Source organism: Tenacibaculum litopenaei (genome assembly GCF_964514025.1).
Classification (GTDB): Bacteria; Bacteroidota; Bacteroidia; order Flavobacteriales; family Flavobacteriaceae; genus Polaribacter; species Polaribacter litopenaei.
Genome location: NZ_CAZEQT010000001.1, coordinates 609,593 through 630,257, shown reverse-complemented (window position 1 = coordinate 630,257; position 20,665 = coordinate 609,593). Strand labels below are relative to the sequence as shown.

At 40.4% G+C, this 20,665-nt stretch carries 15 protein-coding genes; 7 read left to right on the top strand and 8 right to left on the bottom strand.

Annotated features, from left to right (window positions below; genetic code table 11):
• The first annotated feature begins 6,136 nt into the window (after positions 1-6,136).
• The 7 genes from ACKTS5_RS02645 (at position 6,137) to ACKTS5_RS02615 (ending at position 11,543) form a co-directional block, all read left to right on the top strand.
• Positions 6,137-6,598, top strand: a complete 462-nt coding sequence (locus tag ACKTS5_RS02645; protein WP_408042280.1) for an Lrp/AsnC ligand binding domain-containing protein — start codon at positions 6,137-6,139, stop codon at positions 6,596-6,598.
• Positions 6,598-7,179, top strand: a complete 582-nt coding sequence (locus ACKTS5_RS02640) for a HupE/UreJ family protein (RefSeq protein ID WP_408042279.1) — start codon at positions 6,598-6,600, stop codon at positions 7,177-7,179. The genes ACKTS5_RS02645 and ACKTS5_RS02640 overlap by 1 nt, the downstream gene beginning before the upstream one ends.
• A 64-nt stretch (positions 7,180-7,243) precedes the next feature.
• A complete protein-coding gene (locus tag ACKTS5_RS02635) occupies positions 7,244-7,666 on the top strand; it encodes a deoxycytidylate deaminase (RefSeq protein ID WP_408042278.1) in 423 nt (140 codons plus the stop codon).
• Complete coding sequence (locus ACKTS5_RS02630; protein WP_408042277.1) at positions 7,659-9,218, top strand: S41 family peptidase; 1,560 nt, start codon at positions 7,659-7,661, stop codon at positions 9,216-9,218. Before ACKTS5_RS02635 ends, ACKTS5_RS02630 begins: the two co-directional genes overlap by 8 nt.
• Positions 9,219-9,360: 142 nt before the next feature.
• Positions 9,361-9,918, top strand: coding sequence for an RNA polymerase sigma factor (locus tag ACKTS5_RS02625; RefSeq protein ID WP_408042276.1), 558 nt, complete (start codon positions 9,361-9,363; stop codon positions 9,916-9,918).
• The gene (locus ACKTS5_RS02620) at positions 9,908-10,684 is read left to right on the top strand and encodes a HEAT repeat domain-containing protein (RefSeq protein ID WP_408042275.1); all 777 of its coding nucleotides are present in this window, start codon (positions 9,908-9,910) and stop codon (positions 10,682-10,684) included. Before ACKTS5_RS02625 ends, ACKTS5_RS02620 begins: the two co-directional genes overlap by 11 nt.
• 16 nt (positions 10,685-10,700) lie before the next feature.
• Entirely contained in the window at positions 10,701-11,543 is an 843-nt protein-coding gene (locus ACKTS5_RS02615; RefSeq protein WP_408042274.1) for a DUF4097 family beta strand repeat-containing protein, read from the top strand.
• Positions 11,544-11,581: 38 nt separating this feature from the next.
• On the opposite strand, the gene ACKTS5_RS02610 is transcribed toward ACKTS5_RS02615, so the two are convergent.
• The 8 genes from ACKTS5_RS02610 to ACKTS5_RS02575 all read right to left on the bottom strand — a co-directional run bounded on the left by ACKTS5_RS02610 (position 11,582) and on the right by ACKTS5_RS02575 (position 20,563).
• Entirely contained in the window at positions 11,582-12,133 is a 552-nt protein-coding gene (locus ACKTS5_RS02610; RefSeq protein WP_408042273.1) for an MOSC domain-containing protein, read from the bottom strand.
• A gap of 62 nt (positions 12,134-12,195) precedes the next feature.
• Entirely contained in the window at positions 12,196-15,615 is a 3,420-nt protein-coding gene (locus ACKTS5_RS02605; RefSeq protein WP_408042272.1) for a VIT domain-containing protein, read from the bottom strand.
• 104 nt (positions 15,616-15,719) lie between these two features.
• Entirely contained in the window at positions 15,720-17,219 is a 1,500-nt protein-coding gene (locus ACKTS5_RS02600) for a GH3 auxin-responsive promoter family protein (RefSeq protein ID WP_408042271.1), read from the bottom strand.
• Positions 17,220-18,083, bottom strand: coding sequence for a M23 family metallopeptidase (locus tag ACKTS5_RS02595; RefSeq protein ID WP_408042270.1), 864 nt, complete (start codon positions 18,081-18,083; stop codon positions 17,220-17,222).
• A 74-nt stretch (positions 18,084-18,157) separates the two neighbouring features.
• Positions 18,158-19,042, bottom strand: a complete 885-nt coding sequence (locus ACKTS5_RS02590) for a hypothetical protein (protein ID WP_408042269.1) — start codon at positions 19,040-19,042, stop codon at positions 18,158-18,160.
• 81 nt (positions 19,043-19,123) lie between these two features.
• A complete protein-coding gene (locus ACKTS5_RS02585) occupies positions 19,124-19,561 on the bottom strand; it encodes a hypothetical protein (RefSeq protein WP_408042268.1) in 438 nt (145 codons plus the stop codon).
• A 51-nt stretch (positions 19,562-19,612) separates the two neighbouring features.
• Entirely contained in the window at positions 19,613-19,993 is a 381-nt protein-coding gene (locus ACKTS5_RS02580) for a hypothetical protein (protein ID WP_408042267.1), read from the bottom strand.
• 6 nt (positions 19,994-19,999) lie between these two features.
• Positions 20,000-20,563, bottom strand: coding sequence for an RNA polymerase sigma factor (locus ACKTS5_RS02575; RefSeq protein WP_408042266.1), 564 nt, complete (start codon positions 20,561-20,563; stop codon positions 20,000-20,002).
• Between the last annotated feature and the right edge of the window lie 102 nt (positions 20,564-20,665).

Below are 20,665 nucleotides of genomic sequence, written 5' to 3'. Positions count from 1 at the left end.
ACAGTAGTGCCTCCCACCAAACGCGCTTCTACTCCTGAGGGTAGATTTTCTGGTGTTCCTAATCCTGTTACTCCCGAAACCGAATGTTCGATGGTTGTTAACAGTGTGCCCACACATAAACGTTGTGATTTATCAACATTATCAACAGTACTTTGTGGTAACACGTCAATACTTCCTTCAGCAAACAGATTTCCACATACCGCCGTTAAAGGAATACGATAATTAAAAACTCCTGATTCAGAAGGTGTTCCTGTGATTTCCACAGTAGTACCTCCTACCAAACGTGCTGCTACTCCAGAGGGTAAATTTTCTGGTGTTCCCAATCCTGTTACTCCTGAAACCGAATGTTCGATACTTGTTAACAGTGTTCCCACACACAAACGTTGTGATTTATCAACATTATCAACAGTACTTTGCGGTAACACGGTAATACTTCCTTCCGCAAATAAGTTTCCACATTCGGCTGTTAACGGAATACGATAATTAAAAACTCCTGATTCAGAAGGTGTTCCTTTGATTTCCACAGTAGTACCTCCTACCAAACGTGCCTCAACTCCCGAGGGTAAGTTTTCTGGAGCTCCCAATCCTATTACCCCTGAAACCGAATGTTCGATAGTTGTCAACAGGGTGCCCACACATAAGCTCTCAGACTTATTAAGGTTATCAACAGTACTTTGCGGTAACACGGTGATGCTTCCTTCAGCAAATAAATCTCCACATTGGGCCGTTAAAGGAATACGATAGTCGAAAACTCCTGACTCAGAAGGTGTTCCTTTGATTTCCACAGTAGTACCTCCTACCAAACGTGCTTCTACTCCGGAGGGTAAGTTTTCTGGTGTTCCCAATCCTGTTACCCCTGAAACCGAATGTTCGATACTTGTTAACAGGGTTCCCACGCATAAACTTTGTGATTTATCAACATTATCAACAGTACTTTGGGGTAACACCGTGATGCTTCCTTCCGCAAATACATTTCCACATACCGCCGTTAAAGGAATACGATAATTAAAAACTCCTGATTCAGAAGGTATTCCTGTGATTTCCACAGTAGTACCTCCCACCAAACGTGCTTGTACTCCTAAGGGTAAGTTTTCTGGTGTTCCCAATCCTGTTACCCCTGAAACCGAATGTTCGATAGTTGTTAACAGGCTGCCCACACATAAGCTCTCAGACTTATTAAGGTTATCAACAGTACTTTGCGGTAACACGGTAATGCTTCCTTCAGCAAATACATTTCCACATACCGTCGCTAAAGGAATACGATAATTAAAAACTCCTGATTCAGAAGGTGTTCCTGTAATTTCCACAGTTGCACCTCCTACCAAACGTGCTGCTACTCCAGAGGGTAAATTTTCTGGTGTTCCCAATCCTGTTACTCCTGAAACCGAATGTTCGATAGTTGTTAACAGTGTGCCCACACATAAACGTTGTGATTTATCAAGGTTATCAACAGTACTTTGCGGTAACACGGTAATACTTCCTTCCGCAAATAAGTTTCCACATTCGGCTGTTAACGGAATACGATAATTAAAAACTCCTGATTCAGAAGGTGTTCCTGTGATTTCTACAGTAGTACCTCCCACCAAATGTGCTTCTACTCCGGATGGTAAATTTTCTGGTGTTCCTAATCCTGTTACTCCTGAAACCGAATGTTCGATAGTTGTTAACAGGGTTCCCACGCATAAACTTTGTGATTTATCAAGGTTATCAACAGTGCTTTGCGGCACTACGGTGATGCTTCCTTCGGCAAATAAATTTCCACATTCGGCAACAAGTGGAATACGGTAGTTAAAAACTCCTGATTCAGAAGGGGTTCCTGTGATTTCCACAGCGGTACCTCCTACCAAACGCGCTTGTACTCCAGAGGGTAAATTTTCTGGTGTTCCCAATCCTGTTACTCCCGAAACCGAATGTTCGATAGTTGTTAACAGTGTGCCCACACATACAGTTTGTGATTTATCAAGGTTATCAACAGTACTTTGCGGTAACACCGTGATGCTTCCTTCGGCAAATACATTTCCACATACCGCCGTTAAAGGAATACGATAATTAAAAACTCCTGATTCAGAAGGGGTTCCTGTGATTTCCACAGTAGTGCCTCCCACCAAACGCGCTTGTACACCTGAGGGTAAATTTTCTGGTGTTCCCAATCCTGTTACTCCCGAAACCGAATGTTCGATACTTGTTAACAGTGATCCCACACATAAGCTCTCAGACTTATCAAGGTTATCAACAGTACTTTGCGGTAACACCGTGATGCTTCCTTCGGCAAATACATTTCCACATACCGCCGTTAAAGGAATACGATAATTAAAAACTCCTGATTCAGAAGGTGTTCCTGTGATTTCCACAGTAGTGCCTCCCACCAAACGCGCTTCTACTCCTGAGGGTAGATTTTCTGGTGTTCCTAATCCTGTTACTCCCGAAACCGAATGTTCGATACTTGTTAACAGGGTTCCCACGCATACAGTTTGTGATTTATCTAGGTTATCAACAGTACTTTCTGGTAACACCGTGATGCTTCCTTCAGCAAATAAATCGCCACATTGCGTCGTTAAGGGAATCCGATAATTAAAAACTCCTGATTCCAAAGGACTTCCTGTGATTTCCACAGTAGTACCCCCAACCAAGTGTGCTTCTACTCCGGAGGGTAGATTTTCTGGAGTTCCCAATCCTGTAACTCCCGAAACCGAATGTTCGATAGTTGTTAACAGGGTGCCCACACATAAGCTTTGAGACTTATCAAGATTATCAACAAAGTTAGGTAGGACCACCAACAATGCCTGAGGACTACTTACACTAAAACAATCTTCGCTTTGACCATCAGAAACTACCACCCGATAGATGTTCGACGATAAGGATCGTCTGACATCTGTTAACCTTAAAGTATCCGTTGCTACTCCTGAATAAGTCTCAGATTTTGAAAGATTCTCCCAAAGCCCGCTGTCTACATTCTTTATTTGCCACTGGTAATTAAAACCATTGAAAAAGAAATCCGTATCCTCATCAAAAATTGGAACTCCATCCAAAAAAGTCGAGGTAATATTCTTGGTGACATCCACCCACAAGATGCCAGATTCCCCTTCACAAAGCGTCAACTTTGAAAAAAACTTATCAATGGACAAACGCTCAAAAACGGTTTCACTACCTACTGCCCTCTGCCCTTGATTCCCATCAATATCACCTAAACCTCCTACATTAACAAGATTCGGGACACCTTCACTATCCACACCTCCTGTAGTGGCGATGTCAATACGTCCCGTATTCGTCAACTGCTCGCTTGTGACATTTCCTCCAGCTTCCAAAGCATCAAAACAGCCATCATTATCGGAATCTAAATCAAGAGAATTGATAATTCCATCGTCATCCGTATCACAAGATAACAAGCTAATATTGATTTCGTCAATTAATAGGGTGTTTCCAACGCTGGTAGTATTCCTATTATAAATTTCTATACTCACCTTTGGAGTTGTGGATGTAAACTGCATTTCCACATAAGTCCACTCCAAATTCAAAACCCCGGAATCTTCTTCACTCAACTCTACCCCATTGCTATCAAAAACTTTCATAAGAACGTCTGGAAACTGGCTTGCAGGTCTACCAGCTTCTTCCAAAGGAGCTGCAGCGTACAAACTGTACAGATAATTTTCGTTAACTGTTACTTCTACCTCCTTTTTATATAATAACACTGGACTAGTCCCAATTGGGTTGTCCATGGCCAAATACCGCCCTTCTGCATCCCCTTTCGCATCCTTACCTGACTGGGTTTCATACCACGGAAGACCATTAAAATCTGTGTTGGTCCCCACCCGAACGTTTCTGACATTTGCACTCGGAACATTTGAATGACTCGTCAACATTTGGCCCGATCCTACACCGAAACTCTCATAATAGGAAAAACACACTCTTTCCTCATCATCTAGTATTCCGTCATTATCATCATCCAAATCATCAACATCCGCGATACCATCGCCATCAGAATCCACTTGGTATGTAAATTTGGCAGCGCGTTCTTCTACCAAGCATTTATTTCCTGGGTGCCTCATTACAACTGTATAGACATTCCCACTCAATCCAGTGGTATTGGAAAGGTATAAACTTGATGTTTTAGTTCCTCTATAAACACCTCCATCCTTTAAATCTACTCCATTCTCTTGCCATTGAAATAGAGGGTTCAATTTCTCAGCTTTTGCGTAATTGGGAACCCCATCCACATACTTTTCAGTAGCAAGTACCTTTGAATCGATACTAAAAGTAACCTCTCCTCCTACTACGGTTGTTGTTTGATCTGTAAATGTAGCCTCATCAATCGCAAATTTGGATGCTTTATAGCAATCAACACTCAACGATTGACCTTGCTTATGGTCCGTGTCTGAAGTCCCGCCGGCATTGACTAAATTAGGTACGCCATCTGCGTCGACACCTCCCGTATTACTCGTATCGATACTGCCATTGCTATTCAGTTCGGTTAAACTGACATTCCCTTTGGCTTCTATAGCATCAAAACAACCATCATTATCGGAATCAGTATCAAGGTGATTTACAATACCGTCACCATCCGTATCAAGATCCCGATAACCAAGATCCCATTCCAATACCGTATCCACATAAATTCTACTCAACCAAACTTGTGGACTCGCCGAAGTGTTAGATCTGCCAAAAAGATATATTCGTAATTGATAATCAGAATTCGGCTGTAATTCAAAAGCGGTTTCCATATCAATTTTTCTGTATATACGATCTGAAAAATTTCGATTCAATCCCTCAACATAAATTAAATGCTCTCTACTCGAAGCCACATCAAATACCGCAACCGCAATTTTTACGCCCAAATTTTGAAGGTATGGCGGTACCACTTTTTTATTATCTATCCGAATTCCCGAAATAAACACCGCTGAATCTCCCGTAGTTATATCCGACTCGATATAACGTCTGTCAAGATGTGATACTGTAAACGAAGGATCCCTTTTTACACCCCCAATGGCATAAGCCTTTTGTCCATTTGACAGCGTACCATCATATACATTTAAACGTCCTCCTCCTCTACCTCCATTATAAAAATCGGAAGCACTTATAAATCTATTTCCTATCACTGTCGCTCCATTGTAATAAAACACCGTAGACACCCAATTTTCATTAGGGATTCCTTCCCTCATTTCATGAATATCGAGAATCCCATCATTATCATCGTCCAAATCGATTTCATCCTGCACACCGTCCTGATCCGAATCTTCCGAAACCTGCGCTTGCCCTTGTTTAGTACTTAAATCGTACCTATAAGGATTCTTAAGTTCCATAACAGGATTCACAACGTCATCTACGCAAAAATCCGTAGAAGCTATAGCGCTACTAGGCTTATAAAACCAATTAAACTCTGAGGTGGAAAACTTGAATACTTCTTTACACAATACATTTTGAAGAGTTGCATAGAGCAACATCGGCATTAGTAAAACGAGATAGTTTTTTTTCATATTTTCATCTTTTTTCGTGAAACAATGGAATCAAACTCTTAGAACACCTCTACTAGCACTAAATCATATACACCTTTACTATACAGAGGTCCTTGTAATAAGGCAAAAACCCATATCTATTGAACTCCTTTACTACGATAGTAAAACAGTACTTAACTTGCTGCCTCAAGGAGGCGTCCATCAAAAAAATCCCAAAGTTTATTGCTATATTGATCTAGTTATTTAGGCGTTCATGCAGTCTCGTTACGACAAACGCCCTCTGTAGTTGCGAACGACCACTTCATTATTGAATTCCTCCTGATGTCAAAAACACAGTTCACTAACACTACTAAAAGCCTTCTTTTAATAAGTTATTTTAAACTAATTGCACCAGATCATAATCTATTAGGTCACGATACTTTCCTCTCTCTGACACAAAGGTAACCTGTCGAAGTAGCGATAAAACTAAGAACTCTTAGAGACGATATTTTTTGTAATAAGCGGGAAATTTAGACGGTTTTTTGAAAAGCTAAACAAGCTGATCTTCCAAGAACGGATGTTGGATTGCCCAGGCAGTAGGTTTTAGGATTTTAAGAAAATTTAACACAATCCACTTACATATTAACATAAAAAATCAGACTCGGTGCCTTATTTTTTTTATAATTTTACTTCTTTTACTTTAAATTATGACAAAGAAGCTTAAAATTGACGGTATTGATAAGATCATTATCAAGCGACTCGTTAAAGATGCTCGAACTCCGGTTTTAAGCATCGCAAGGGAGGTAGGAATTTCAGGAGCTGCCATTCATCAGCGCCTTCGTAAATTAGATGAGTCTGATTTAATCGATGGCTATAAGATGGTACTGAATCCGAAATCCTTGGGCTATACTACTACCGCCTTTGTCGGAATCTTTCTCGATTCGTCCAGCTTGTACTCTTCTGCCATTAAGCGGTTAAAAGAAATTCCAGAAATTGTAGAGAGCCATTACACGACCGGAAACTATGCTGTCTTCATTAAAATCATGTGTAAAAACAATGAAGATTTAATGCATTTACTCAATAAAGACATTCAAACTATTAAAGGGGTTTCGCGAACAGAAACCTTTATTTCATTAGACCAACAAATTAACCGCCAAATCAAAATTTAATGGACGAATTTTTTACTTATTTCCGAATAGGACTTACACATGTACTCGATTTTAAAGCCTATGATCACATCCTGTTTTTAATTGTACTCGCCGTAGTATATCAGTTTAAACAGTGGACAAAAGTACTGTGGTTGATTACCTTATTTACCTTAGGACACTCCTTAACCTTAGCACTTTCGGCGTACGGAATATTAAACGTCAATGAAAAATTAGTAGAGTTTCTGATTCCCTTTACCATTTTCGTCACAGGATTAATGAATGTGTTTACCGCTAAAAAAGCTTCTGTAGGGAAGGAAAATCAGAATTTGTTTTTCGCCTTGTTTTTCGGGTTGATCCACGGTTTAGGATTTTCAAACTATTTTAAAGTAATCATCGGTCGTACTTCTGACAAACTACTGCCTTTATTGGAATTTGCTTTAGGTGTTGAAGTAGCTCAAGTACTTATCGTTTTAGCCATTTTACTCATCGGAACCTTAGCCCAATCCATATTGGGAGTCAATAGGAGAGACTGGATTTTAGTTGCTTCGGCCATCGTGGTAGGAGTTGCCTTTGAGATGATGATGAATCGCATTTTTTGGTAAGCATTTTAATTGGGAAACTCAGTAATTCAACTTAAATTAGTTTTTTTCTTAACAGTTAGTAGTAGTGGAATCAAAACAAACTAAATACGATTTAGCTTATTTAAAAATGGCGAAGGAATGGGGACAGTTATCCCATTGTATTAGAAAAAAAGTAGGCGCCCTTATTGTCAAAGATCGCATGATCATTTCAGACGGATACAACGGTACTCCCTCTGGCTTTGAAAATTACTGCGAAGACGAAGAAGGCTATACCAAATGGTATGTTTTACATGCAGAGGCCAACGCCATTTTAAAAGTGGCCGCCTCAACACAGTCGTGTAAAGGAGCCACGCTGTACATCACGCTTTCTCCTTGTCAGCAGTGCAGTAAGCTCATTCACCAAGCAGGAATTAAACGCGTCGTATATTCAGAAGCTTACAAAGACGCTTCTGGATTGGATTTTTTAGAAAAAGCCGGCGTAGAAATCACTTATTTACCTTATGAATAAAAATAATTTACCTATCTATTTTGCTTTCGCCGTATTCTTCGGAATACTCATAGGCGTGTTGTTTGATGGTCCCCAGAGCCCCATGCTGGCAAAAAGTTCAGCAAAAGAGCGAAAAATCAAACGATTGATAGAATACATCCAACAAGATTATGTGGACACCGTTAATACGGACCAACTTTTGGACGATGCTATTAAAAATATGCTAGGTAAGTTAGACCCACATTCCGTGTACATTCCGCGTGAAAATTTACAGTTAGTAACCGAGAACATGCAGGGGAATTTTGTAGGAATCGGTGTTCAGTTCCGTGTAATTAACGATACCATTACGGTCATTGCTCCTATTAAAGGTGGCCCGAGTATCAAAATGGGGATCAAGGCAGGTGACCGTATTTTAATGGCTGACGAAGATACCCTTTATAATAAGGACCTACGTACACAAGACATCTTTAAAAAGCTCAAAGGAAAACCGGGAACAGAGGTAAAACTTCAGATTTACAGAAAAATGAACGACAGTATTTTTAACGTATCTGTAAACCGAGGTAAAGTCAATATCAAAAGTGTTGATATTTCTTATATGCTCAACGATAGTGTTGGATATATCAAATTGAATCGCTTTGCGAGAAATAGCTACCGCGAGTTTAAAGAAGGACTCGATACCCTGCTCGACAAAGGAATGCGCACCCTCGTTTTGGATTTACGAGGTAATGGAGGTGGTTACATCGATATCGCAAATAAAATCGTCGATGAATTTTTGGAGGACGACAAACTGATCGTTTACACCAAGAATAACAAGGGAGCAGTTAATAAATCTTTCGCCACTGAAAAAGGTGATTTTGAAGATGGGAAACTCTATGTTTTAATCGATGAAAATTCAGCTTCCGCATCAGAAATTGTTGCCGGAGCCCTTCAAGACAACGACAAAGGAACGATTATCGGACGTCGTTCTTTCGGAAAGGGATTGGTACAGCAAGAAATGGATTTAGGTGACGGCTCGGCAGTTCGCTTAACCACTGCTAGGTATTATACTCCAACCGGTAGATCGATTCAAAAACCCTATACCAAAGGAGCTGAAACCAGTGAGTATCGCAACGATATCGAAGAGCGTTTTTCAAGTGGTGAACTCTTTGAAAAAGACAGTATCAAAACAGTTGATAGCTTGCAGTATACCACACCTAAAGGAAAAATTGTATACGGCGGAGGTGGAATTATTCCCGATGTGTTTGTCGCCGTAGATACCTCAGCGTATTTACCAACACTCTTTTTTAGTCCTTTGAGTAAATTCTCTTTTGACTATGTAGACAACCATCGAAAAGAGCTGTCAGCAATGAGTTTGGAATCATTTATCAAAGATTTTGATAGCGACCAAAAAGTATCGGATAGCTTTCTGAAAAAATTTAAAGATGCTCCTATTAGTAAAGAAACCAAAAAACAATTGCGCAAAAATTTAAAAACGTTAATTGCACGCGATTTATTTAGCGATGAAGGACTGTATCGCATGAACCACCGCGATGATAAAATGCTGCTTAAAGTTCTAGACCTGAATAAAAATTAGACAGATACCAAGCTCACTTTTTTAGTGAGCTTTTTTTATGGAAATCGCTCAGATTTTTTTCTTTTTAAAAAAAATACTCACTGCGATGTAACCTTTTCAAAATTTTGAGGTTATCAATATAACAACTATCAAAAACGACATTTTGAAGCACCTAACTGATGAACAGCTTATGTTATGCGTACGTCAGGGCGATTTAAAAAAATTAGCCCTGTTGTTTGAACGCCACCACAAGCACCTGTACAATTTTTACAGGAAAATGACATTGGACAGTGCGTTGAGTGAAGATTTAACACAGGAAGTTTTTGAGAAAATTTTAAAATATCGGACATCGTATCAAGAAGGAAATTTTCAGTCGTGGATGTTTACCATTGCCCGCAATATTTTTTCTAGCCATTATCAGAAAAGTAAGAAAATGAGGCTGCAATCGGTCCATTCCGATGAATTGGCAAAAATCCCCTTGGTCACTCCCTTAGATCGAGACGAGGAGATTGCTCATTTGCTATTGTGCTTGCAGCACTTAACCCCTGCTGACCGAGAACTGATTATCCTGCATCGTTTACAAGAAATCGGTTACGAACAATTGGCTCATATTACAGGAAGTAGTGCGGGTGCACTCAAAGTAAAAATGCACCGTGCTCTAAAAAAGCTGAGAAGCGCCTTTTTTAATCATCAACCTAAAGGAACCCATTATGAAGTGTAAGGAAATAGAACAGGCCTGTGAATTATACCTAGCAGGGGCGCTAAACTCAGAAGAGCTGGTACAATTGCGCTTGCATGTAGCTACTTGTCAGACGTGTAAAAAGCAGTACGACGAGGTCGTTGTATTAGAACGCGTTCTCAATACAGTTCCTGAAGAAGCTCCTAGCGAACAATTGCAACAGAGGTTTGAGCATTTCTTAGCAGCGGAACTGGCAACAAGTACCTCAACACCGACTTCCAAAATCATTGCTATCAGCAAACCGACGTGGAATTTCAAAAATATCGCTGCGAGTATTGCCCTTGTAATAGGTTCTTTCTTGTTGGGTAAATACCAACACACCGTAAGTACTTCCTCGGTAAAAACCAGTACTATTGCTTCTGCAGAACAACGCTTTTTTGCAAATATCAACAGTGCATCACCGAGCAAGCGCCTTTCGGCAGCTCAGGCAGCTATACAGTTCAATCAAGAGCATCCAAAAATTATCGATGCCATCATTGCGAAACTCTTTCACGAAGAAAACGTCAATGTCCGTTTGGCAGCTGCAGAATCACTGCGTAAGTTCAGCGCGCTAGAACGCGTCAAAACAGCCTTGTTAAAAGCCTTAACCACCGAAGAAACAGCCATCATTCAAATTGAATTGATACAGATATTGACCGATATCAAAGAAACTAGGGCATTGCCTTCGATGAAAAAACTCTTTGAAAATCAACAAACACCCAATTTAGTTAAACAAGAATTACAATACGGAATGGCCAACCTCATGTAATTTAAATCAACACCTTATGAAACAAATTACCAGCATATTATTTATACTACTAAGTTCGAGCCTCTTTGCTCAAAACACCGCTTTTACACGCTCTTTAAAAGGGGTTCAGCAAGTGACCATCCAAGTAAACTCAGATATCACCATCGTAGCCAAGTCTTCGGGGAATTCACTGAGTATCCGCAATGCTACGAAGGCGGATTGTGAAACGCAGGTAGAGGATTGTACCTATCCAACTCGAACCTTTTTTAGCCATCACACTAAAAAACACGATTCTTTAAAAGTTGTTAAAGCCAAAGGACTTGTACCTATATATCCCGATGGCAAGGATGAAACCAACGGTTTTGGCTTTAAAATTGAGCAAAAGGGTACAGGACTCTTAGTCAAAGACCTCAAATCGAGACTTCAAGGAAAACCGGTCGTTATCGAATTACCGCAAAACATGATGATTTCAGTAAAATCAAGATCAAATAGCGCTGTGTCCCTCCGTGGATTTAGTTCAGAAATCTCCGTACAATGTCCGCATGGTAATATTAAGCTCTCAGCCATCACAGGACCTGTTACTGCCTATACCAGTATCGGAAACATCACCGTAGATTTTTCCATGCTCAACCAGGCTTCTCCTACCTCTTTGAGCACTGTTGGTGGAGAAATAGATGTTACCCTACCCAAAAACAGTAATGCCGACCTCTCAGTAGAAACGCGAGGAATGGTTTACAGTGACCTGAATTTAAAAGAAAAAAAGAACTCGAAGACTCCAAAGAATACGCATTCACGTAAAATACTCCGCGCAATGAATAATGGGGGTGTTGCCATCAATATCAAATCGTCATTAGGCAACGTATACCTGCGAAAGAAATAAACCAAAAACCCCGAACACTCGTGTTCGGGGTTTTTGGTTTATTTTTTATTGCGCTTTCTCGCATAGACATCGACGATGGTTTCATTTTCAGGACAGGACTTGAGGCACTCAAAAACATCACCGGCTTTCACTTGCCCCGTTTGTAATACTTTAAAGTACACCCCAGGGAAATTCTCTTTCCAAAAGTGCTTTACAATTCTCATGTTATTAAAACGAACTCCTAATTTCATACACGGCTCTCTCGGCTTGGTTACCTCTAGCACGGTTTCCCCTACTCGGTACTGATTTCCGACGTGTAGTACGGCTTCATCTAAACCTACAACCGTAAGGTTTTCACCAAACATACCGTGACTCCATTCTAAGTCAGGGTAAGCCTCTTGCCAGTAGGCATAATGATCAAGGGAATAGGCATATACAGCCTGATCTACCCCACCGTGGTATTTCCTGTTACAAATGGCATCGTTTTTAACCTCTTCGGTATCTAAAAAAATGGGGTCCGTTACTGGGTACTTGAATATTCCGGTTACGACGGTCTTTCCTTTCCAGTCTACTTCTTTTCGTTCTCCTATGTTCGTTGCGATTATTTTCATATTGTTCTGGCTTGTTCCTGAGTAAAAATACTAAATAAAGACGATTGAACCCATAGAATTTATCACTGTCTCAACACCACCTTACCTACTTGTACGGTTTCTTCTTTTCCGCTTAAACGAATTACGTTAATCTCTTTCGTTTCTTCTGGACTCCCGTATTTCGTATAGACAGTTACTTTGACAAAAGTAGGTCCTGAAATGCGATTTTTTATATCATCATAGTAATCCACCTCGATGGTGTAGGTTCCGGAAGGCGCATTTTTAACCTTGTAAGTTTCGGGTCCGAAGCCTTCTAAAAAATCATAAGACATACGCTCACCAACTTCAGAAGTTTTGTTTTGATAATTCAATTTTTCTCGCTTCGGATTTTCTACCCATAAATCCAAATCTGTATCATTGTGATTCCAGTCAATTACAATACGAACATCCATGGGCATCGGTTTGAAAACTTCACTGAGATCCTCAGGAATTTGTAGTTTGTTTCGCTTGGTGGCCACTAGGTGATTCAATTCTAAAAAAGCGGCTTCAATAATCCCTTCAAAACGTCCTCCCCTGTCTAATTTGAGGTGCTTTCCACGGTAAAAATCGCATAGCATATCAAAACTCTTTTGATAAGCTCCTATTCCTTGATATGCCAAAGCCAAGTCTCTATACGACTGTGGATCTTCGGGTCGCAGTTCCAGTACTTTTTTATAAGCATCCACAGCCAATTGTGTTGCTCCCCAGGCCTCTGATAAATACCCAACCAATTTTAGCAATTCGTAGTTATTTAAATCCATATCTAGCAGATTAGTAAGTATTCTAAGAGCGTACTGTTCAGCACCACGCTGTTTAAAAAGTTGAGCGACATCGACAAAAAACATGGGAATATTTTCATAACGACTGCGCACTTTTAAATAGGCAGTATAACATGCGTCATTATCGGCTATCGCCTTTAGTTCTTTTAAATATACTTCCTGCGCATTCCAGCCCTTAAGCTGGATCTGCTTTTTTAGTTTTTCTTTAAATGCAGAAATTTCTTGTTCTTTATTTTCAACACCTGTAGTAGTAAATACCACAATAGCTCCATTGCGTCCCTTTACACCGTAGATTTTCATTGCCTCTTTCGGTTTCAATACCAGCACCTCTTCAATAGCGTCTTTCGATAGCTTTTGAAGTTGCTGTATCGCTCTTACCTTCAAGTCTAATACCAACAATGGAGACGATTCAGTAATTGAATTCTCTGTTATGACTCCTGAAGTTGTTTCTTTAACAGCAGTCTGAACACCACTGACTACACCAGCAAGACTGGCATTCATCACGGTATTCTTTAAACTAACCCCATATGCCACAACTACTACTTCATCTAAATTGTTAGCCGCTGCTAACACAACATTTAATGATACTGAATTCGTTACGCGATGCTCTTCCGTATTCATCCCCACAAAACTATACACCAATACGCCTCCTTTGGGAATTTCTATACTGTAATTACCGTCAAAATCAGTTTCCGTCCCGTAGGTCGTATTTTTCAAAACAATGCTTGCTCCTGGTAGTGGGCCACTTTCGTCTGAAATTACCCCGGTCACTTTAATTCGATTTTCTGGTTGGATATCGTCTATACGAAAACCTCCTATTTGCTGAGGCGTTGCGTGGTTCGACTCTGTTGCTGTCTGTTGCTCTTCCTGTTCTGGAACCTTCGTCATTGTACTAAGGACCGCAGTTTGAGGCACTACAGTAGGCTCTTCAACGGTATTATCTTGAAGCGATGTAGTTTTAGCCTTTTCACTGCTGAAAGGAAATTCATACCACAATTTCACCTTTGCTAGTTCATTTTGAATCTGATTCGCGTCTTCGAGCTCCGAAATTGTAGCCCTCTTCAATCGCTCAGCCAGCAATCGCTTGTATGCACTCCTTAATTCTGATGGAGGCACAATTTCATAGCGCACATAGTCTTCTATTCTATCTAAAACAATTAAGGAAGTATAAGCAGTTACCAATTGCTGTTCTTTTGCAAAGGCCGCAAGTTGTTCGCGTTTCACCCGTTGTTGTTCCATAGCCTGTAACTTACGATACGCCCATCGTTTGGTCACAAAGCTTGCAGGGACATACGATTGTGATTCAATTTCTTTAGTATACAATGTTTTACCAGCCACTCGTAATTCAAAACTAGGTTGCCTTCCTTTTCTCAATTTTCCGACCACGGGTTGCTTTATGTCTACGAGTGCCCCTGCAGGTGGAAATACAGTAGTGGTATCAACGCCAGAGACTGCTAAGCTCACCGGAGCATTCCAGAGTGCCTTTTCCGCTGCTTCCAAGGTCATTCGATTCAAATTGATATAGCTACCTCCTTTCACCAAGGCTTGTGCCTCCATCACTTCATGGTCGGCCTGAACAGAGGCATTGATTAGGTACAGCCCTGTAGTTTTCGGTAATTGTAAACTCCCCACATTCACCAAGCCATCGGTGAATACTAAAAGTTCCTCCGTATCCATCAAGTGTGTAGGGTGAATTTTTATACGGGTTCCACCATCGTAAACACGTGCTACCAACGCCTTTCGAAGGGCCGTCCAATCACCTTTTTTAACGCTAAACACACGTGAATATCGAAGTTCGTTGGCCGCGCAAATCAAATTTACCTCGAGGTTTTTTATACGCTTAAAGTACCGGTCAAGGAGTGCTAGTTCTTTGGCTAAATTTCGCTGTTCCATAGAATACGAAACATCCCAAAAGATACTGAGTGATTTGGGTGCTGGTTTCTGTGGTACTGCTAGCCCTGCAGGAGGTAACCACAAAAAGGTGTCATTTTGAACATACAGCTGTGCAGTGCTATCTGTATATTCAATGTCCAGTACTAAGGGGGTATTGAGTTTCGCATTGCTGATTTCTCGTACTACCTTAGTTAAACCTTTCTGCTGTTGCTGTTTTAATCGCCCTATAGGACTTTCTACGATGTGCAACGCACTATTTCCGGCTATTTCCAACTCGTAACGCATTTTTGGAATCGGATTGGGAAACTGAAACGGGAGTACGTAGCGTAACTTCGCCGCGCTTGGCGGAAGTACCTCTTCGTAACTGATGATTATTCTTTTCTTTTCCTTAGGAAAAATAGGGTATACACGCGCCTTATAATTATTTCCCGCCGTTTTCTCCAATAAGGCGGGATCTATATTCCCACGCACAGTAGTTTCGTAGGCTACTCTGGCCTTGGTACTTTCAACTACGACGGCCTTTCTGAGTTTTCCTCGGAGTTCCATGGCCAACTCAGTCACTGTTTGACCCTGCCCAAGGGGAAATAAAAACTCCCCTTCCAGTTCTCGATCAGTATGATTAAAAAACTGCAAGTCGTAGGTAGTTTTCGCATAGCCACCAACAATGGTCGTATACACCTTAACATCGATTAATCGCAACGGGTCCGCTCCTGAAATCGCAATTGACGGACCTCCTTGAGCTACCGTAGTTAGGGCACTCAACACACACAAGAATAGTACTAATTTTTTCATAGAATACAGGTTATCTATTCCAAAGTACCACTGTGCATGCAGTTATCAAAACGACAATGAGTAAAGTAGTCACTACTCATCGTCAGTTCTTCTTTTTACTGAGTTTAAGAACCTGCCTTAAAATTGGATAATACGTCGGCTATTTTTCGATTGTCTGAAAGTTGTGGAATTTTGTTTTGCCCTCCTAGCTTTCCAATAGAACGCATATATTCGTGAAAACCTCCTTTTTGCACTCTCGTAATCTTAAGAGGTTGTAATACTTTCCCCTCAATAAGGTCACGGTAATAAATGTTCTGTTCTTGCATGGAAGCATCGATACGTTCAGCCATGGCTTCAAGGTTATCAGGTGCTGTTTCAAATTCGATAAACCACTCGTGATACGGCAAGCCCACTTCAGGATTCACCTGTGGAGCCACAGTAAATTCACTGATATTGATAGGAGTTCCTTTAATGGCTTCATTTAAGGCCAGCTCCACTTCTTTTCCAATAACGTGCTCACCAAAAGCCGAAATAAAATGCTTAATCCTTCCTGTTACCTTGATTCGATAGGGTTGTAAAGAGGTAAACTCAACGGTATCGCCAATATTATACCCCCACAAACCAGCAGTAGTATTCAAGATTATTACATAATTTACACCAAGCACTACGTCTTTTAGTGAAACTCGCGTTGGATTCTCATCAAAAAATTCCGTAGCCGGAATAAACTCGTAAAACATACCGGAGTTTAGCTGTAACAGCATTCCTTTCTCCGTTTGGGTATCTTGATATGCGATAAATCCTTCAGAGGCAGGATACAGTTCTATATAGTCGACCTTTTTCCCTATTAGGCTCTCAAACTTGTTTTTATAGGGCTCAAAGTTTACGCCTCCGTAGATAAAGAAATTAAAATTAGGAAAGAGCTCACTGATATTTTTGCCTGTCTTTTCGATGAGTTTTTCGAAGTACATTTGTACCCATGACGGAATTCCGCTAATAACGGTCATGTTTTCAGGTAAGGTTTCCTCAACAATTTTATCTACTTTGGTCTCCCAGTCTTCAATACAATTGGTTTCCCAACTCGGCAAGCGATTTTTTAGTAGGTAGTTCGGAACGTAGTGTGCAGCAATTCCGCTCAAGCGACCTAATTTCACTCCACTTTTATCTTCCAGTACAGGGCTTCCTTGGAGGAAAATCATTTTACCATCCACAAATCGGGCATCTTTGGTTTCTGCAATATACAGCAACAGTGCATTTCTTGCGGCGGTAATATGTGTCGGCATCGACTCTTTGGTAATCGGTATGTACTTGGCTCCTGAAGTGGTCCCTGAGGTTTTTGCAAAATACAATGGACGTCCTTTCCAGAGTACGTCTGATTCCCCAGCTACCACGCGATCTACATAAGGACGTAATCCTTCGTAATCATTGATAGGAACGCGTTTTTTAAAGTCTTCGTAATTGTTAATAGAAACGAAATCATGATCTTTTCCAAAAGCGGTTTTACACCCCTCTGAAACGAGATGTTGAAACACTTTTTCTTGTGTTTTTAACGGGTTATTGGCCCATTTTAACACGCTTTTTTTAACTCGTTTGGCAAAGGGGATCGCCAATCGTGACTTTATACTCATCTATTGAAAATCTATATAATTAGTTGGATTTACAGGGTGGGCATCGTGCCATAACTCAAAATGAAGGTGTGGTCCGGTAGTCAATTCACCTGTAGACCCTACGGTTGCTATCACTTCTCCTGACTTTACAAAGGCTCCCTGCTCTTTTAAGAGTGTACCGTTGTGTTTGTACACTGAAATATACTGTCCTGGATGCTGAATAATTATCACATAACCTGTTTCGGCCGTCCATTCTGACATCACTACACGACCGTCGGCAACGGCTTTTACGGGAGTTCCTGTTTGAGCCACTATGTCAACGGCAAAATGTTTGTCATCGATGTTGTAGTTTTGGGAAATGGTTCCGGTTAACGGTGAAAAGAACACCGTTTTTGCACGTTCTAAGGCGCCATCACTTAAACCAAACCTACTTTCACGTTCAATTTCTTCTCTAAACAATGAATCTTCCTTCGACGCTAACAGGCGAGAATCATTGAAAGCCGTATCTCGGCTGAGCTCTAAGATAGAATCAATTTTCTCGGCCTTGATATCTCCTGTGAGTACTGGTCGAATGGCTAGGGCATAATTTTCTAATCGATTCAATTTTCGCTGTAAAGTATCGACCTTAAACAGTAAATTTTTAGCATCTGTTTTTAACTTGGTCGATGAATAGCCTGGAATGTATTCTCGCAGTGAAGTAAAGGCAATTAAAAAAGTTGTCAATACAATCAATACTATCGAAAACAATCCTCCAAAAACAAATACATTCAAACGCGACAACTTCAACGAAAATCGTTCTTGAAAGGTGTCTTCGTTCAAAATTACCAACCTGTATTTATCGGTAAGCTTTTGCTTGAGCTTTCGGTTTTTATCTAATTTAGCCACAGTAGTAAGAATTGGAATCCAAATATACAACGAAAAATTAGCAATTCATTTCTTAAAAAAGTATTAAACTAGACTTAAAAATCAAAGAGATACGACAGTGATAGCGTCCATGTACCCGTAGTCTTTAAATTTGTTTCGCCCTCTAGGGCCGAAGGAAAGTTTAGTTGGTATCCCAATTCGAACTCAAAATCTCCAAGGGAATATTGCAATGGCAGTAACAGCTGCGTATTTAAAAAGCCAAAATCGTCTTGCTGTCGGTATACGGTAATTCGCCTCCCTCGAAAGAAGAAGGTTCGCGAGAGCTGCACGCTTTGTCGGCCAATAACAAATCGCAATTCTGGACGAAATGCCAGCTGGCTCGACCCCGAAGTCAACAAATTAAGTTCGGCGTAGGTCGACGATACCAATTGCAAGGTTTCGTCCGTACCAAACAGCAATCCTGCCGCTAGTTCAGTACCCAATGTTCGTTTGTTATTCGAAACTTCTATACTCGCGTTGACTGCATTGCTAAAAGGATTGTCGGAAGCATTCGAAAAAAAATAACGTTCGTAATTGGCAGCCCAACGAAAGTTTTTGCGTTTCCCAAAGCGCTTTCCATAGCCGATACTCAGCGCTCCGTTATCCCACTTAGGGGTAAATTCGTCAAAATACATCACCGAAGCACTCACAAAAAATCCTTTGGCATGTATATACGACAATTGCGGACTCAGGGAGTACTGATCTACTCCGATATCACGTCCGGCAAAAAAAGTGTTGTTTGCGTACTCTAAAGAGAAGTGAAGAAAGTTCGTCGTGGTACTTTTACTGAGTAAATCACTGAGTTCATCTTGACCGAGGAGGTCGTCGATAATCTCATTAATTTCCTCTACATCGTCTTCAGAAATGCCTGAATCTACTTCTTGTGCATAGGCGGGGATACCTAACAGGAGTGCGACAAGTACTAAAAAAACGTTCTTCATATTTTTAATTAAGGTAGAAAAATACAAAAAGTGGTTGAATAATTCAACCACTCAGATCAACCAAATATTGCGTTACCTTGGTTAGTTACGCATTCTTTTTCTCTTTTCTCTACGTAAATTCTTACGGACGTTTTTGCGTACGTCGGTTTTATTTTTTGCCATCCGCTTACGGAGGCGCTGTTTTTGTTGCGGCGTCAGCGTTGCTCTAAACTGAGCTTTCGCTTTTTTGACGCTGCTATTATTTTGCCTTATGATTTGTTTTTGAGAAACGGTCAACGTTTTTCTCAGGGCTATTTGACGGGCCTTTTTTGTCATCGACTTATCGCGTAAAATTGCGAGTTGGTCGGGAGTTAGTGACGCCTTAAATTCTTCCCTATTCTTTTTTATCAGTGCCTTTTGGTTTTTGAGCATGGCCTTTTGTTCCGACGACAAATTCAAATCGGCTTGCTGCTCTTGAGCCACCAAAGGTAGTGCCCATAAAAACGCACAAATTACTACTATGTTTCTTATCTGTTTCATGTTACTCTTAATCTACATCTACTTAGACCTCAAAAAGTTAAAAAAGTTTTATTATTCCGTAAAAACTTCTTCTGTCAATAATTCGTCGTTGACAAAATCCGTTAACAAGGCGTCCACATCCGATTCTTCAGTTACCATAGAAGCCAGTAAAATATCGTCTTCTACGGGGAGTTCTGTCTTGCTAAATGGGTTGGTAATAGTAAGGGTCAATAACAATGCCACAACTGCAGCCGCAGACCACATCACTACCTTTTTACGAAAAAAAACGACACGTCCTTTAGATTCTTCTGCCATGGCTTGCGCCAAAATTGCTTTCTTAGAATTGGCAAAATAATTTTCAGGAACGCTGAGCCCTAAATCTGACTTATGTATTTTTTCTGAATTCACATCTAATGTATTTCGATTGTTAAAGGTATCACTTTGAAGTTTCATAACAAACTAGGCTTTAATTTTTTCTATATAGGCTACCGCATTAATATTTTTTTCAATGTGCTTTACCACGGCGTAATAATGCGTTTTTACAGTATTCTCACTAATTTCTAAAATTTCTCCTACTTCTCGAAACTTCAAATTATCGTAATACTTCATCATAAACACTCTTCGTTGGTGTTCTTTCACTCCTTTTAACACTTCGTGCAGCTTCATCTGTGCTTCTTCACCGTCAAAATAGCTATCTCCTTGCAAACTTCCCAAAAAGTGCTCATTGACCTCCGTTAAGGATGAAAAGTGTTTTTTCTTCTCCCTGTCCAAAAAACGAATCGACTCGTTGTACGCTATTTTATACATCCAAGTGTGCAGGGAACTATCCTGTTTAAAATTTGCCAAACTCCTGTAAACGCGAATAAATGTATTTTGCAATACATCGTCAGCATTTTCGTGAGTTCCCACAATTTTACGTATGTGCCAATACAAACGCTCTTGATACAGATCGAGCAATTTGGCGAATGCCTTTTCTCTTGTCTTTTTGCTGGTTAGTTCTTTTATAAAGAGCGCTTCATTCATATGGCGTGGATTTATCCTTTAGACCCTGGAAAGTCAAAAAAGTTTTAACTCGTATTAATTTAATGATTTTAAGAGTAAAAAGCCAGCACTCGGTACTGGCTC

Bases quoted from the DNA above. Each gene is read 5' to 3' on its own strand.
- ACKTS5_RS02645 (WP_408042280.1), top strand. From the start codon at position 6,137: ATGACAAAGAAGCTTAAAATTGACGGTATTGATAAGATCATTATCAAG.
- ACKTS5_RS02640 (WP_408042279.1), top strand. From the start codon at position 6,598: ATGGACGAATTTTTTACTTATTTCCGAATAGGACTTACACATGTACTC.
- ACKTS5_RS02630 (WP_408042277.1), top strand. From the start codon at position 7,659: ATGAATAAAAATAATTTACCTATCTATTTTGCTTTCGCCGTATTCTTC.
- ACKTS5_RS02620 (WP_408042275.1), top strand. From the start codon at position 9,908: ATGAAGTGTAAGGAAATAGAACAGGCCTGTGAATTATACCTAGCAGGG.
- ACKTS5_RS02615 (WP_408042274.1), top strand. From the start codon at position 10,701: ATGAAACAAATTACCAGCATATTATTTATACTACTAAGTTCGAGCCTC.
- ACKTS5_RS02610 (WP_408042273.1), bottom strand. From the start codon at position 12,133: ATGAAAATAATCGCAACGAACATAGGAGAACGAAAAGAAGTAGACTGG.
- ACKTS5_RS02605 (WP_408042272.1), bottom strand. From the start codon at position 15,615: ATGAAAAAATTAGTACTATTCTTGTGTGTGTTGAGTGCCCTAACTACG.
- ACKTS5_RS02600 (WP_408042271.1), bottom strand. From the start codon at position 17,219: ATGAGTATAAAGTCACGATTGGCGATCCCCTTTGCCAAACGAGTTAAA.
- ACKTS5_RS02590 (WP_408042269.1), bottom strand. From the start codon at position 19,042: ATGAAGAACGTTTTTTTAGTACTTGTCGCACTCCTGTTAGGTATCCCC.
- ACKTS5_RS02585 (WP_408042268.1), bottom strand. From the start codon at position 19,561: ATGAAACAGATAAGAAACATAGTAGTAATTTGTGCGTTTTTATGGGCA.
- ACKTS5_RS02580 (WP_408042267.1), bottom strand. From the start codon at position 19,993: ATGAAACTTCAAAGTGATACCTTTAACAATCGAAATACATTAGATGTG.
- ACKTS5_RS02575 (WP_408042266.1), bottom strand. From the start codon at position 20,563: ATGAATGAAGCGCTCTTTATAAAAGAACTAACCAGCAAAAAGACAAGA.